Origin of the sequence: Frankia sp. CgMI4, from assembly GCF_001756285.1 — a bacterium.
Lineage (GTDB): Bacteria > Actinomycetota > Actinomycetes > Frankiales > Frankiaceae > Frankia > Frankia casuarinae.
In genome coordinates this window covers 1-14,063 of record NZ_MAQZ01000001.1, presented here as the reverse complement: position 1 = coordinate 14,063, position 14,063 = coordinate 1, and the positions used below count along the sequence as shown (strand labels likewise).

Genomic DNA, 14,063 nt, shown 5'->3' with positions numbered 1-14,063 from the left:
GCGGGTGTGGGTGCGGCCGCCGGGCCGGGCGGCACCGGTCTCGGCGCTAGCGTGGCGCCGTCGGTTCGTCGCTGACCGGTAGGTGTCCCAGGAGGGCCCCGGCAGGCCAGGAGGGCCCCGGCCGGCCTGGAGGGGGCCGGCCTGGAGGGGGCCGGCCGGCCCCCGGGGTCGGGGTTCAGGCGGCGAGCCCGTGCCGTGCGTCCGCTGCCTGACAGCTGACGACCAGTTCGGCGTCGCGGGAGGCCTCCAGCAGGCCGAGTGCCACGAACCGGTGGACCAGGTCGGGATGCAGCCCGCCGCGGCTGGCGACCGTCTCCACGGTCAGCTTCCGGGCTGGTGCCAGCGGGTAACGCGGCCGGGTGGTCGACGGCGCCGTCCGCTGCCGCGACGGGAATGGAGTGGTCATCGCCGGGATCCCTTGCTCGGATCGGACTTTCTGGGGTCGGAGTTCCTCAGGTCGGAGTTCCTCGGGTCGAAGGTCCAGGTGGCCGCCAGTTCTCCGAACAGCGCCCGCTCCCGGTCGGTCGGCCTCGGCGGCACTGCCACGCTGACCTCGGCTTCCTGGTCGGCGCCCGGGATCGGCCCGGGGCGCCGCCGCCGAGAACGTGCCGCCGAGGCCGAGTGTTACGCCATCAGATGGCTTCCCGATCCACCGGCGCCTCAAAACCACCCACCTGAGCCTCAAAACCACCCGCCGGGATCCCACCAAGCCGATCAGGTCGGTCCTCCGGGAGAAGGCACGCATAAGCGGTGAACCACGGTGGCGGGTTGGCACGGGTCGGCACGGGGGGTCGGCATCTGTGCTACGGTCCACTCCGCCTCACTTAAAGAGTCGGTCCGATTACCGATCGTGGTGATGTGGTGAAGGGTTCCTCAGACCTGGCCAGCGGTCTGTTGGAGGCGGCACCGGACGCGATCGTCGCCGTCCGGGACGACGGGGCCATTGTCCTGGTCAATACGCAGGCCGAGCGGCTGTTCGGCTACACCCGCGACGAGCTGGTCGGCCAACCGGTCGAGATCCTCATCCCGGTCGGTGTCCGCGCCGTCCATCCTGATCATCGGAACCGCTACTTCGCCGATCCCCGGCCGCGGCCGATGGGTGCCGGCATGGAACTGGCCGGGCGCCGCCGCGACGGCAGCGAGTTCCCCGCCGAGATCAGTCTCAGCCCGTTGGAGACCGAGGAGGGAACGATTGTCTCCGCGGCCGTGCGTGACGTGACCGACCGCAAACGGGCGGAGGCGAAGTTCCGCGGCCTGCTGGAAGCCGCGCCCGACGCGATCATCGGAGTCCGCCCCGATGGACAGATCGTCCTGGTCAACGCGCAGGCCGAGCGGCTGTTCGGCTACACCCGCGACGAGCTGGTCGGCCAACCGGTCGAGATCCTCATCCCGGTCGGTGTCCGCGCCGTCCATCCTGATCATCGGAACCGCTACTTCGCCGCCCCCCGCCCCCGGCCGATGGGTGCCGGCCTCCAGCTCGCCGCCCGCCGCCGCAACGGCAGCGAGTTCCCCGTGGAAATCAGTCTCAGCCCGCTGGAGACCGAGGAGGGAATACTCGTCTCCGCGGCGGTCCGGGACGTCACCGACCGCCTCGAAGCCCAGGCCGAGGGGGAACGGTTGCGCGTCGAGGCGCAACGCCGCAACTTCGAGGCCCAGCTCCACCAGTCCCAGCGGTTGGAAAGCCTCGGCCAGCTCGCCGGCGGGGTGGCGCACGACTTCAACAACCTCCTCGGCGTCGTCATCAACTATGCCTCGTTCGTCGCCGAGGAGGTCGCCCAGGCTGCCGCCACACAGACCGCGGGCGGACGGTGGAGCGACGTGCTGCGCGACATCGAACAGATCCAACGCGCCGCCGACCGCGCCACCGCCCTCACCCACCAGCTCCTCACCTTCGGCCGCCGCGAAACCGTGCAGCCCCGGGTACTCGACCTCAACCAGGTCGTCACCGACCTGGAGAACCTGYTGCACCGCACCCTGGGCGAACACATCGAGCTRCACATTCATCTGCAACCCGAGCTGTGGCCCATCCTGGCCGACCCCGGCCAGATCGAACAGGTCCTGACCAACCTTGCCGTCAACGCCCGCGACGCCATGCCCGACGGCGGCGTGCTGACCATCGACACCGCCAACATCACGATCGATCCGGACTACGCGGGCGAACGCCCGGGCGTGAAAGCCGGCCCGCATGCCCGGATCCGCGTCTCCGACAGCGGCACCGGCATGCCCCCGGAGGTCCTTGCCCGGGTCTTCGAACCGTTCTTCACCACGAAACCCAAGGGGGAAGGCTCCGGCCTCGGCCTCGCCACCGTCTACGGGATCATCAGCCAGGCCGGCGGAAACACCGACATCTACTCCGAACCCGGGGTTGGCACCACCATTCGCTGCCTGCTCCCCGCCACCGCCGCCATCACCACGGACGCCGCCGGTCAGCCGGACACCACGACCGGCACTCCAGCACACGCGGGCGAGACCGTCCTGCTCGTCGAGGACCAGCCCGCCATCCTCGAGGTCACCCGCCGCCTGCTTGCCCGCAACGGCTACCAGGTCCTCACCGCTACCTCCGCCGACGAGGCCCTCCCCCTCGCAGCCGACCACCCCGGYCCCATCCACCTGCTGCTGACCGACGTCATCATGCCGCGCCTGCAGGGCAAGGAACTCGCCAGCCGGATCCGCTCCACCCGCCCCGAAATCCGGGTGCTCTACATGTCCGGCTACGCCCACCCGGTCCTCGCCACCCAGGGGAAACTTGATCCCGGTGTCATCCTGCTCGAAAAGCCCTTCTCCGAACGGGTCCTGCTCGCCAAAGTCCGAGATGCCCTCAACTCTTCGACCTGACCAAGAATCAACCAGGACCCACCTCAACGGCCGGGATATTTCCTTTCTTCCCCGTTGATAAGAAATATCCGTCAGCCGGCGCTTTCGTCGTCGCTTGTCCTGCCGCGTGGCCCTGGCCGCGGATGGTGGTTTCTGCGGTTGACAGTCTCTGCCCGCGTCATAGGCTCAGCCGTGGGACGGATGCCCGACCGGGGTAGAGTGATGATAATGAATCAGCAGGAAGCGCAGCAGGTGGAGCGCGTGCTGCGGCAGAACTGGCAGCAGATCCGATACCAGATCCTTGACCAGTTCGCCGAGGTAAACTCGTCGGACCTGGACGCAGCCTCGAGCGTTGACGACCTTGTTCAGCGCATCGCCGACAGGTCGCACTACAGCGACAGGTATGTAGAAAGCAGGATACGCGAGCTGGTGGGTGTTGCGGCGGGCGCCGGCACCGGTCCGGCGGCGCAACCCACCGCCGCGGCGGCGGCCACAGCCGAGCAGGCCCCAGCRCCAGCCGCGGCCGAGCAGCCGGGGGCCGGGGGCCAAGCGGAGCAGTCCGTGGCCGAGCAGGCCGGGGCGGAGCAGGCCGGGGCGGAGCAGGCCGGGGCGGAGCAGGCCGGGGCGGAGCAGGCCGGGCAGCGGTTCGGCGGGCAGCAGCCGTTTACCGCGGGCCAAGCGGAGCAGGCCGGGGCGGAGCAGGCCGGGCAGCGGTTCGGCGGGCAGCAGCCGTTCGCCGGGGCGTAGCCGCCGAGGCAGACCGGAGGGTGGGGCGCCGTCCAACGATGGAAAGCACCCCACCCTCGGGATGTCCGCGGTAGAGGAGTACTCGAAGGCGCCTTCGAGTGGCTGGGGGTGCTTTCCTACCCGGGATCCGCCGCCCGTCATTCCTCAGTGCCCGACGGCGGCAGTGCCCGACGGCGGCAGTGCCCGACGGCGGCAGTGCCCGACGGCGGCCGACTCCGTGTCGGTGGATCGACATCGGCCCACGCAGGCGGGCGCGACAGGTCGTCGGTCGGAGCCGGCGGGTCCGCCACCCACCGTTCGACTCGGGTGCGGACCTCGTCAGCGAGGAGGAACTCGGGCCGGATCAAGCCCAGCGCCCGGTAGAATTCGCCCGCGACGTAAGCGTCGTCGACGGCGGTGGCGCGCACCATGCCCAGGTATTGTGCGCCCGCCCGCTCTTCGGGTGTCGGGGCGGGCATATTACGGCTTTCCGTCACGGGAAAGACCAGGTCGGATGCGGTCGCGGCCTGCCAGGCGAACGAGGTGACGGCCATGACGTCGTCGTGGAGACGCTCGACGGCCGTGTCCAGATCGTCCGCCTGACGCAGGCGGTCGCGCAAGGCCACCGCCTGCAGGACGGCCGCGGTCATGCCTTGGCCGTACACCGGGTTGTATACGGCCACCGCGTCGCCGACCGCGATGAACCCCTGTGGCCGCCGAGCCAGCTYGTTCCAGCGGCGGAGCCGATTCACTGACATCCTCGTCGTCCTGATGTCGGTGACGGGCTCGGCACGTTGCCACATCTCGTGCAGGACGGGGGTGACGGCGGTCCGGAGAAACTCGTCGAAGCCCGCCGGGTCGCCGGGCGGGAAGTCACGGCTGGTCCCGACGGCCATGAGGCCATAGAGGTTGTTCTCCTCCGGCAGGAGGAACGCACCTCTGGTGTTGTGCGGTGCCGGTGGCGCGCACACTGCCCGTAGGTCTCCCGGTAGGGCATCCTCGGGCAAGTGGCAGTGCACGGTGGCGTAACCGAGGAACGGTTGCACCGTCGACTCMGGCGGGGCGTCGAACCCGGCGTCGGCGAGCCAGTGCGGGGAGCGAGATGCGCGGCCGCCGGCGTCCACCACAAGCTCGGCCTCGATCAGTCCGCCCAGACCGTCGAGGTCGTCGCACACGACCGCGTCTACCCGGTCGCCGCCGGCCCTGCGCAGGCCGATGGTCTCGGCGTGGCGGAACCGGACGTTCGGTAGCCGGCGGGTCAGCGTCCGGATGGTGTGCTCGGTCAGGGCCCGCGTRCCGAACACGGACCGCATGTCGGATGGCGCACGCCGGATCCAGCCTTCGGGAAAGAAGTAGGCGACGTCGCGTTGCGGGTCATACGGCGGCGCGCCCTGGTCGGTCATCGCGACCGTGAAGCCGCCGTAGAGTTCGTCGAGCGCCGATGCGCCGCCGAACAGCAGGCCGTGCAGATGAGGCGCCTGCGGGACGTTGCGCCGTTCTTCGACGGTTGTCGGCAGGGCGTCTCGGTCGAGAATGGTGACCGCGGCGAAGTGTTCGCTCAGCACGCGCGCCGCGGTGAGTCCCGCAATACCTCCGCCGACGATGACGGCATGGTCCCGCTGTACAGGCATTCCTACCTCCACTCCCGATCTTTCGATTAGGAATCGTAACAGGCGAGGGAGGTCCCGGGCGTGGAATGCCGCCCCGGCAGGAAAGATGCGCGTCCACGGCATTGCCGGTTCCGCGACGTCGGAGTTGAGGAAGCCCTCCACCACTCGCAGCGGCACGCGCAGAAGCGGGTCATCTCCGTCTGCCGGTAACCATGAAGATGATCATGGACCCGGGCCGGCCGGCCCCTGTCCAGCCGGGCGGGTCTGGTTGGAGCAGTGGGATCGATCCCGTGTGCCGGTGGCGGGTTCCTGGCGGGATATAGTGGCTTTTTCTGTGCTAAGTGAGGCCGCTCGACGTCGGGACACTGCCTCACACCCTCTTCACATCGGCGGGATGGCAGCGTGGGCTCGACGCAGGTCCCCGACGTGTAGCCGGGAGCCCCGTGTCCACCGTGCCTGCTCTAAACTTCCTCGATCCGGCACCCATCGAGTCAGAAAGCATATCGATGCCGCCTTCATCGCACAGTCGGACCCGCGCGCGGGAGCCCCTTGCGCCTAAAGTGCCGGAAATCACGGCTCTGTTCTGGGTGGTGAAGATTCTGACCACCGGCATGGGTGAGGCGACCGCAGACTACCTTGCGCATGTCAACTTGGTACTCGCAGCTGTCATCGGTACCGTCGGGTTCACGGTCGCGCTATGGCTGCAGTTCCGCGCCCGGCGCTATTTCGCCCCCGTCTACTGGTTCGCCGTGATGATGGTGGCGGTCTTCGGCACCATGGCCGCCGACGGCCCGCCCATCGGCCATGTCGGCTCGGCGATCTTCTATACCATGCTCCTCGCAACCGTCTTCTTTCTCTGGCGTCGCGCTGAGGGAACGCTGTCGATTCACAGCATCGTGACCCGCCGCCGGGAGACTTACTACTGGCTGGCGGTGCTCGCGACCTTCGCCCTGGGCACCGCGGCCGGCGATGTGACCGCGACCACCATGCACCTGGGCTTTCTGGCCTCGGGCATCGTGTTCACGGCGATCATCGCGGTGCCCGCGGTTGCCTGGTGGCGGTTCGGGTTGAACKAGGTCGTCGCCTTCTGGCTCGCCTACATCGTCACGCGGCCGCTCGGTGCGTCCTTCGCCGACTGGCTCGGTAAGCCTCACTCGCACAGCGGTGTCGGCTTCGGCGACGGACCGGTCAGTGGTGGCGCCACTATCATGATCGTTATATTGGTCGCCTACCTGGCCGTTACCCGCAGGGACGTCCAGCCCAATACAATTCGGTCCGCCGACCTCCTCGTTCCTGGTATGCAGCGAAGCAACACCGGAAGTAATACCGCGAGCGGCAACGCCCGGTCCGCGACGATCCCAGGCCCTGCCCGTCCGCCGGGCCAGCAGGCCCAGGTCGACTAACCCGGCCCGACCACCCCGGCCCGACCGTCATTGATCGAAGCGATCGGCGTCTCCGCTCTCGGCCGGCCATGGCTGGCGCCGAGAAGCGACTGAGCGAGCTCTCCATAAGGCCTATTACGACCCGCGGCGTACCCCCGGGGCGAAGTTCATGGTCACCCTGCCCACGAGACGCCCAGGACCGCCAGCCAGATCATCAACCCCAATCGCACGGTTCCGGGGGGTGTGGCCATGACCGCGGCGGGCATGGCAAGCTTGCTCGCTGTGGCAGCAGAGTGCGAGGTGGACAGCGGGACGGCCCGGTTGGGCCGAGCCGTCGTGTTCGCCTCGTCCTCGGTGTGTCTGGCCTGGGCCGCGCACGTCTCTGGCGGGGCGCCGCGGCCAGCCGCTGGGATCATGCTGGTTGCGGTCCTCCTCCTCACCCGGGTGGCGTTCGGGCTCGCGGACCGCGAGCGAGGAGTCGCTGCGCTGCTCGCGGGTCTGGGGGCGACGCAGATCGCCCTCCATGTCACCTTCGTACTTGCGCATCCGCACACCCACCTGGCCAGCGGTCCGAGCCTGGATGTTCCGATGACGGCGGCCCATGGCATTGCCGTGGGCTGTGTGGGGTTGATGCTTCGTCACTCCGAGCGGGCTGTGTGGTGCGCGGCCGGACTGAGGCCGCGCACCGTCGTGGCCCTGTTGCTGTATCCGGTGACCGTCGCCGTCGTTCCGCCTGTCCCACCCACCGTGAAGATCAACCTTCGGAAGCGGGTGCCGAGACCGCACGCTCGCCCCCTTGGCCGTGGCGCACGGCGCCGGGGACCACCCGCTTCCCCTTTTCCGGGGTTGACGTCACGGCGAGCGTTGATGTCACGGCGAGCCTGGTAGACGAGTTCCGCTKGCGGGCTCATCTGCCCGACGAACGACCCCGGCGCGAGCAAGGCAAGGCATCTTCAGGTGGTCCCACGCGCCGTGGGACGTTCGAAGGGATCTTATGTACCGCAACGTTCGGCGTGCCGGCATGCTTGCCGGCACTGCCGCGGCAGCGATGTTCCTCCTAGCTGGACCGGCGTCCGCCCATGTCACGGTGCAGCCGCCGACGGCTGCCGCGGGCAGCTACGCCACCTTGTCGTTCAAGGTCCCCACGGAGAAGGACACCGCGTCCACGACCGGGTTGGACGTCCAGCTTCCTACCGACACCCCGATCGCGTCCGTGTCGGTCCAGCCCAAGGCGGGGTGGACATACAAGATCACCAAAGCGGCCCCGTCGAAGCCRCTCATGACGGACGACGGAGAGGTCAAGGAGATCGTTACCAGGATTGCCTGGACGGCGCAGGGGGATGGCGGGATCAAGCCCGGGGAGTTCGACACCTTCACCGTCTCCGCCGGGCCGCTGCCCGAAAACACCGACCACATTGTGTTCAAGGCATTGCAGACCTACTCCGATGGTTCGGTCGTGCGGTGGGTCGATGTCGCCGCCCCAGGCGCCCAGGAGCCTGAGAAGCCGGCGCCGGTCCTCACGCTGACGGCATCCTCCCCGGGGTCCGGTGGGCCTGGCGCGGCCGCGGCGCGGTCGGACGAAGCCGCATCGGCCTCCGACGATTCCGACGGGACGGCGCGTGGCCTGGGGATTGCTGGCCTTGTCCTTGGCGCACTCGGGTTGTTGGCCGGTGGATTCGCGCTGATCTCTTTGCGACGGCGCGCCTAACCGTCGTGCGCCGCATCCTGGTGGTGGCCGTGACGTTCCTGGTCATGGCCACCACCTCCATCGGTTTTGGCCTCGGGGTCCCGCCGGCGTCGGCGCATGCCCTTTTGACGGGTAGCGACCCCGTGGACGGCGCGGCACTTGACGTCGCACCCACACGGGTAACCCTTGACTACAGCGAGTCAGTACGGGTCTCGCGCGATTCGATCCGGGTGCTCGATTCCGCGGGTAGGCGGGTCGATGATGGTCGTGCCGGATCTGGTCCCAAGGCGTCGCAGGCGACGGTCGCGCTCCGGCCGGGGCTGCCGAACGGCACGTACGTGGCGAGCTGGCGTGTCATCTCGGCGGATAGTCATCCTGTTTCCGGTGCGCTCGCCTTCGGTGTGGGCGGGCCGCCGGATGCCGCCGCCGCGGCGGCCTCCGGCACATCGGGCTCCTCGACGGTGGGCGTCGTCTTCGCCATGGCGAGATTTCTCGGATACGCCGCGACGGCCCTGTTGCTGGGCGTCTGTTTCTTTCTGATCGTGCTCTGGCCGACAGGTCTTCGTGCGGCCGGTCCCGGCCGGCTGTTGATGGCAGCGTGGGGATTATCCGTTTTTGCGGCATTMGCGCAGCTGCTGCTGCAGGGCCCCTACGCTGCCGGGCTCGGCCTCGGGGGACTCGGGCAGTGGTCGGTTCTGTCGACCACCCTGGCGGATCGGTTCGGTCACCTGCTGCTGATCCGTCTGCTCGCTCTGGCTTTGATGGTGCCTCTCGTGCGGCGGCTGTTGCGAACCGGGTCGGTGGATCCGCGGGGAAACGGGGAGCTCGCCGGTCTCGGTGTCGTGGTGGCCGTGACGCTTGCCATGATCGGTCATGCCAGCGTCGGCGATCTGGCTTGGCTGGCTACCACCAGCACGACGGTGCATGTGATCGCCATGTCGGTGTGGATCGGTGGTCTGGTGATGATTGCCGGTTTCCTGGTGCGCCGCGCATCGGCCACCGAGCTGGCGGAGATCCTTCCCCGGTGGTCGAAGATCGCGGTTGTGGCCGTTGCCGCCGTGATGGTCAGCGGGGTCTTCCAGGGCTGGCGTGAGGTCGGCCCGCCACGGGCCCTGATTGATACCAGCTATGGTCGACTGCTGGTGTACAAGGTGTGGTTGGTCCTTGGAATGATCGCTCTCGGCGCTCTGGCGCGGCGGTGGGTCCGCCGGCAGTACAGAACGAACAGAAATCAGCCGGCCGGCCGGCCGGACCGCTCGTCGCATGCCGTTCTGCTTGCCGGGCTGCGCCGGGGTGTCATGGCGGAAATCGTGCTCGGGGCTGTCGTGCTGGGGATCACGGCTGGGTTGGTGAACATGGTACCGGGACGTACCAGCTATTCACCGCCGTTCTCCGACACCACCTTCGCGGGTCCGATGACGGTGAAGGTGAGGGTCTCGCCGACGCGGGTGGGCGCCCAGACCCTGGACGTCCAGGCCACGGACCCGAGCGGCAAACCGCAGAAACTGGTGGAGGCCAGTGTGGCGTTGTCGTTGCCGGCCGCCGATCTCGGCCCCTTCACTGTTCCGCTGAGCCTGGCCGCGCCGGGCCATRCGCGGAGCGACGGGATCCGGGCGCCGTTGCCCGGTGAATGGCAACTTCGGCTCAYGCTCCGAGTGAACGACTTCGACCAGTACGTGACAACCGTGTTCTACCAGGTCCGATGAAGGGACTCGTGAACGATGAAGGGCTGGTGAACGCTGGGCGGCGGTACGTGGATCGTCCGCCCGGTGCGTGGACCGTCCCGCACGGAGGCGGTAAGCGCTTCCGTGATAGCTGATCGGAATGGTTCGATTGGCGTGTGATATCAGGGTTGTAATGATCGGCCAGGCAACCCATGGTAGAGCGGCAAAGGCCTGCGAGGGAAGCTCAGAAGGAGTCCATCCATGCCGACCGCCACCGCTGACAAGTCCCATAGCTTCGATGTTTTCCAGCACTACGAGCGCCTCCAGTGGAAGGTTTCCGACCTCGGGCTGGAAAACGTCCGGAGTGACCTCGTTCATCCCGTCTACATCTCGCTTGTCAAGGGCGTTGTCATGGGCGAGGCGACGTCTCTCCCCGGGCTGCACGGTTTTCTCAGCGAGTTCCACGACGACTACGACTGCTCGGCCTTCGTGGCCATCTGGGCCTACCAGGAGCTTCAGCATCACTACGCCTTCCGGGCCTGGCTCAAGGCGGTGGGTGTCCACATCGACCAGGACAAGATCGAGGCTCTGCGTGAGCCGTACGAAGCCGGTATCACGCCGAGTGCGACCCTGACCACGAACGTGATCTCTGAGATCATCGTCAACACGGTCTACCGGGCGATGTCGGAGTGGGTGGAGGAGCCCGTGCTGGCCGACCTGTTTCTCCGCGCAAGCCGCGACGAAGCAGGGCACGCCCGCGAGTTCCTCTTCTACTTGAAGCGTCGTCTGGAACTCCACCCGCACGAGCTGAGGTCAGTCCTGGAAAGGATTCATTTCTACGTTACGAGCCCGCGGCTCAACCASCCGGTCGGTGTCTACAAGCATCAGCGCGTCGAGGAGATGCAGGGRCACGAGACCGTCGACGACGTGATCGATGTCTATCTCCAGTTCTCTCCGCCGGATGCGCTGGAAAAGCTCCAGGCCAAGCTCCGGCGCATGCTCGGAACGGCGGTCGGCCGGGACTTGAGCCGAAACTCCGGCATCCGCCACGCGATGGCCGAAATAGTGGCCTGAGGCATCGAATCTGAGAACGTCGTTCCCAGACCCGATCGGATGCGGGGGCGACGCGCGACGACGGCGGCGCCCCGGATCACGTGCGACGCCGTCGGCAGGGCGCGCCGTGACCAATTCTCTGCCGGAGGAACCGATGCACATTCACCCGACCGCTCCCTCCCAATCCTCGGCCGACGAGGAATACCTGCCGGTGCCTTGKGCGGTCCTGGAGAGCTACCGCTGCTTCGGCTGCTCACCGCACAACGCAAACGGCCTGCGCCTCCGCTTCGCCTTCCGTCCCGACGGGATCGCCACCCGCTTCAGGCTGGACCGCACTCACGAGTCGTACCCGGGGGTCGTGCACGGCGGTCTCATCGGAGTCATCTGCGACGAAACCATGGGAAACCTGATCGTTCTGCGAACAGGCCTCACCTCCTTCACCACCGGGATGCGGCTGCGGTACGTCACCGCGATGCGGGTGAACACCGACTACCAGTGCGTCGCCCGCCTACAGGCCGGCACGGCTGAGCCGGTCTCCAACCCGACGGGCGGTCCGACGGGCGGTCCGACGGGCGCGGGCGGCCTGGTGCGTGCCGAGGCCGAGATCCTCGACGCCGCGGGCAGTCTGGTGGCTGCGGCGAGCGCGACCTACCGTCCGACATCGATGAACATCGCGCGGCAACGCCTGGACCTGCGACCGGACGAGTTCGACCGTGTCGCGGAAGCCATCACCGCGGCCCAGGCCGCCCAGGCTGCTAACGCTGTCCAGGCTGCTAACGCGGCCCAGGCCGTCGGCGGTCAGGGCTGAATAGTCCCTCTCACGCGCCTCAACCGACACGGCGAATGACCRAAGGAGTCATGATGACACCCTCCCGCGCCGAGATTGTCAGTACTGTCACCGCCATCCTCGCTCGCGAGCTCGGGATGTCAGCCGACGCGCTCACTCCCGACCTCGACCTGCGGGCCGTCGAAGGCGCGGACTCGGTGAAGGTTCTGGTCATGATCTCCCGCATAGAGCGCACGTACGATATCGAGATCGAGGATGAGGACGTCTTCGCCCTGAGCTCCATCAACGACGTCGTCCGTATCGTGCTCGCGGCGCTCGAGACGGCGGTCTGACAACAGGAGAATCATCGTGACCGTATCGAACACCGTTACGTCAGCTACCTCTGATCAGGAAGCGGGGCAACGCCGTCCTGCCCGGTCCGACCGCTCTTTTGCCCGTCCGGTGCTGCCGCCGCTGCTGCCCGCCTCCGACCTGGCGGCGGCGGTCACCGCGTTTCACTCTGCCGGGTCCGCCGCCCGCCGCTGGGACGTCGAATCGGCCTTCCGGTGGGACGAGGCCGAGGCCGACCGGCTCACCGAAGGCCAGCGCTCAGCGGTCCGCTTCATCACCCTGATCGAGGACCATCTCCCCGGCTATTTCGACCTCTACGAGCGTGCGTTCCCGCTCAACTCCGACGTTGACCTGGAAACCTTTATCCATAACCGTGAGCTCTACCATTTCACGGTACGGTGGGCCCAGGAAGAGGACAGCCACGCCCGGGCCCTGTTCCGTTACCAGGTCGCCGCCGGTATCGCCGAACCGGAGGAACTGCGTCGGGAACTGGCGGCTGAGGGCCGTAAGAAATTCGATCTGCCACTTGACCACGCGGTCTCGTTGTTCGCCTACGCACTCGTGCAGGAGAAGGCGACGCAGCTCTATTATCAGCAGCTACGCACCGTGGCCGGCGATCCGGTCCTGGCCGACGTCCTCACCCGACTCGCCCGCGACGAGTCGCGCCACTTCGCGTTMATGGCGGATGTAGTCGAGCGGTACCTGCGCCGGGAGGGCGACGCCGTGGTGGAGCCAATCCGCGAGGTCATTGCGACCTTCCGGATGCCACTGGCCGACACCATCCGCGGCTACTGGCGATGGGCACTGCGGATCCGGGAAGTCGCCCACTACGACCACACAGATGCCTACGCTCACCTCATCCGGGTCGTGAACCGCGCCGTCAACGCCCGGTCCGACCGGGTGAATGAACTGGTCACCTTTATCGACGCATGCCGGACCGCTCCCGTCCCGGCCTGAGCCTGTGGGATGCCAGAAGTCGTCCTGKGCCTGTGACCTGGGCTGATGCGGCGGAGCGGGCAGACGGCGAGATCGCCGGTTCRCCGCGGTGTCCGCGGGGTGGGACGGCGGATCGGCCCCCTAACCGCTCGATTACCAGACGAAACGTTACGTATCGGCCCGTTCCGGGATATGTCGCGCAGCGCCGCAAAATCCGAGGTCGCGGCGTTTTCGGCGCCGGAATGGCAGGCCTCGGGAGCGGCTCGTCGAGGGTCCGCGGGTAGACCGGGGTTTTGTCGGTAGTGACCTCGACCGGGCGGCGCCCATACGCCGGCGCCCATACGCCGGCGCCCGGTCGAAGAACCGGCGGGCAGTCGTCTGGTCGCGGCGGGTACTGGGGTACTGGTGAGAACATCGATGACCCGCCCGTGCTGGTCGACCGCCCGGTACAGGTAGGTCCATCGGCTGGCGATCTTGACGTGGGTGTCGTCGACATACCACCTGTCGCCCGGTTGGTGCCGGCAGGGCCGGGCCGCGTCGGCGAGCAAGGGCGTAAAGCGAGGAGGTGTACTCGCGCGGCACGTGGCTGACCACGACGCAGGGCGCGCCTCATCGCGTCGCTGCGTTCTCGGGTATGTCGACGGGTCCACCATTGATCTCAACGAATTGTCTTTGGAGGATCAACGCGCTTAGGGGCTGTTGTGTCGCGTGCCTCTCCGGTGGCTCTGGGTGGCGGGGTTAGACTCCGACCGGCGGGCCGTTGTGGGCGAGAGGGGACTGGGATGYCGACGGATTCTTTTGTTCACCTCCATGTGCACACTGAGTATTCGATGCTGGACGGTGCGGCGAAAACGGGCCTGCTTTTCAAGGAAGCGGCGAAGTTGGGGATGCCGGCTGTCGGGATGACCGACCACGGTAACATGTTCGGTGCCTACGAATTTTATCAGGGTGCGAAGTCCGCGGGTGTCAAGCCGATCATCGGGATCGAGGCGTACCTGGCGCCCGAGTCGCGCCACCACAAGCGGCCTGTCCTGTGGGGGGAACGCTCGCAGCGCGACGTCGACCCTGCGGGTG

General features: G+C 67.6%; 11 protein-coding genes and 3 pseudogenes. 11 read left to right on the top strand and 3 right to left on the bottom strand.

Annotation, left to right across the window (positions count from 1 at the left end; genetic code table 11):
* Positions 1-229: 229 nt before the first annotated feature.
* Positions 230-406: pseudogene (locus Manayef4_RS25255) on the bottom strand (MerR family transcriptional regulator); the annotation flags it as partial.
* A 455-nt stretch (positions 407-861) separates the two neighbouring features.
* Between Manayef4_RS25255 and Manayef4_RS00060 the strand changes: the two are divergent.
* Positions 862-2,835 carry a PAS domain-containing hybrid sensor histidine kinase/response regulator gene (locus Manayef4_RS00060; protein ID WP_011438542.1) on the top strand — a complete coding sequence of 658 codons (1,974 nt, stop codon included), beginning with the start codon at positions 862-864 and terminating at the stop codon, positions 2,833-2,835.
* Positions 2,836-3,042: 207 nt separating this feature from the next.
* Positions 3,043-3,252, top strand: a pseudogene (locus tag Manayef4_RS25545) (hypothetical protein); the annotation flags it as partial.
* Positions 3,253-3,698: 446 nt separating this feature from the next.
* On the opposite strand, the gene Manayef4_RS00050 reads toward Manayef4_RS25545, so the two are convergent.
* Positions 3,699-5,171 carry an FAD-dependent monooxygenase gene (locus Manayef4_RS00050; protein ID WP_070130210.1) on the bottom strand — a complete coding sequence of 491 codons (1,473 nt, stop codon included), beginning with the start codon at positions 5,169-5,171 and terminating at the stop codon, positions 3,699-3,701.
* 485 nt (positions 5,172-5,656) lie between these two features.
* Between Manayef4_RS00050 and Manayef4_RS00045 the strand changes: the two genes are divergently transcribed.
* The 8 genes from Manayef4_RS00045 (at position 5,657) to Manayef4_RS00010 (ending at position 13,010) form a co-directional block, all read left to right on the top strand.
* The gene (locus tag Manayef4_RS00045) at positions 5,657-6,553 is read left to right on the top strand and encodes a hypothetical protein (RefSeq protein ID WP_070130209.1); all 897 of its coding nucleotides are present in this window, start codon (positions 5,657-5,659) and stop codon (positions 6,551-6,553) included.
* Positions 6,554-6,781: 228 nt separating this feature from the next.
* Complete coding sequence (locus tag Manayef4_RS00040; protein WP_011438538.1) at positions 6,782-7,420, top strand: hypothetical protein; 639 nt, start codon at positions 6,782-6,784, stop codon at positions 7,418-7,420.
* A 106-nt stretch (positions 7,421-7,526) separates the two neighbouring features.
* Complete coding sequence (locus Manayef4_RS00035) at positions 7,527-8,240, top strand: YcnI family protein (RefSeq protein WP_011438537.1); 714 nt, start codon at positions 7,527-7,529, stop codon at positions 8,238-8,240.
* Between the two features lie 5 nt (positions 8,241-8,245).
* On the top strand, positions 8,246-9,925 hold the full coding sequence (locus Manayef4_RS00030) for a CopD family protein (RefSeq protein WP_070130208.1): 1,680 nt from the start codon (positions 8,246-8,248) through the stop codon (positions 9,923-9,925).
* A gap of 219 nt (positions 9,926-10,144) precedes the next feature.
* Positions 10,145-10,957: a ferritin-like domain-containing protein gene (locus Manayef4_RS00025; protein WP_070130207.1), complete on the top strand. Its 813-nt coding sequence runs from the start codon at positions 10,145-10,147 to the stop codon at positions 10,955-10,957.
* A 190-nt stretch (positions 10,958-11,147) separates the two neighbouring features.
* Positions 11,148-11,744: a PaaI family thioesterase gene (locus Manayef4_RS00020; protein WP_254665381.1), complete on the top strand. Its 597-nt coding sequence runs from the start codon at positions 11,148-11,150 to the stop codon at positions 11,742-11,744.
* 53 nt (positions 11,745-11,797) lie between these two features.
* Positions 11,798-12,055: an acyl carrier protein gene (locus tag Manayef4_RS00015; RefSeq protein WP_011438533.1), complete on the top strand. Its 258-nt coding sequence runs from the start codon at positions 11,798-11,800 to the stop codon at positions 12,053-12,055.
* Between the two features lie 109 nt (positions 12,056-12,164).
* Positions 12,165-13,010 (top strand): acyl-ACP desaturase, encoded by an 846-nt coding sequence (locus Manayef4_RS00010; protein WP_254665382.1) that lies wholly within the window; start codon positions 12,165-12,167, stop codon positions 13,008-13,010.
* Positions 13,011-13,231: 221 nt separating this feature from the next.
* On the opposite strand, the pseudogene Manayef4_RS22195 reads toward Manayef4_RS00010, so the two are convergent.
* Positions 13,232-13,549: pseudogene (locus Manayef4_RS22195) on the bottom strand (DDE-type integrase/transposase/recombinase); the annotation flags it as partial.
* 222 nt (positions 13,550-13,771) lie between these two features.
* Here Manayef4_RS22195 and Manayef4_RS00005 point away from each other — a divergent pair.
* Positions 13,772-14,063, top strand: a 292-nt coding sequence (locus Manayef4_RS00005) for a PHP domain-containing protein (RefSeq protein WP_139139934.1), incomplete at its 3' end; no start/stop codon positions are given.

Excerpts from the sequence above, each read along its gene's own strand:
- Manayef4_RS00040 (WP_011438538.1), top strand. The coding sequence starts at position 6,782 with ATGACCGCGGCGGGCATGGCAAGCTTGCTCGCTGTGGCAGCAGAGTGC.
- Manayef4_RS00015 (WP_011438533.1), top strand. The coding sequence starts at position 11,798 with ATGACACCCTCCCGCGCCGAGATTGTCAGTACTGTCACCGCCATCCTC.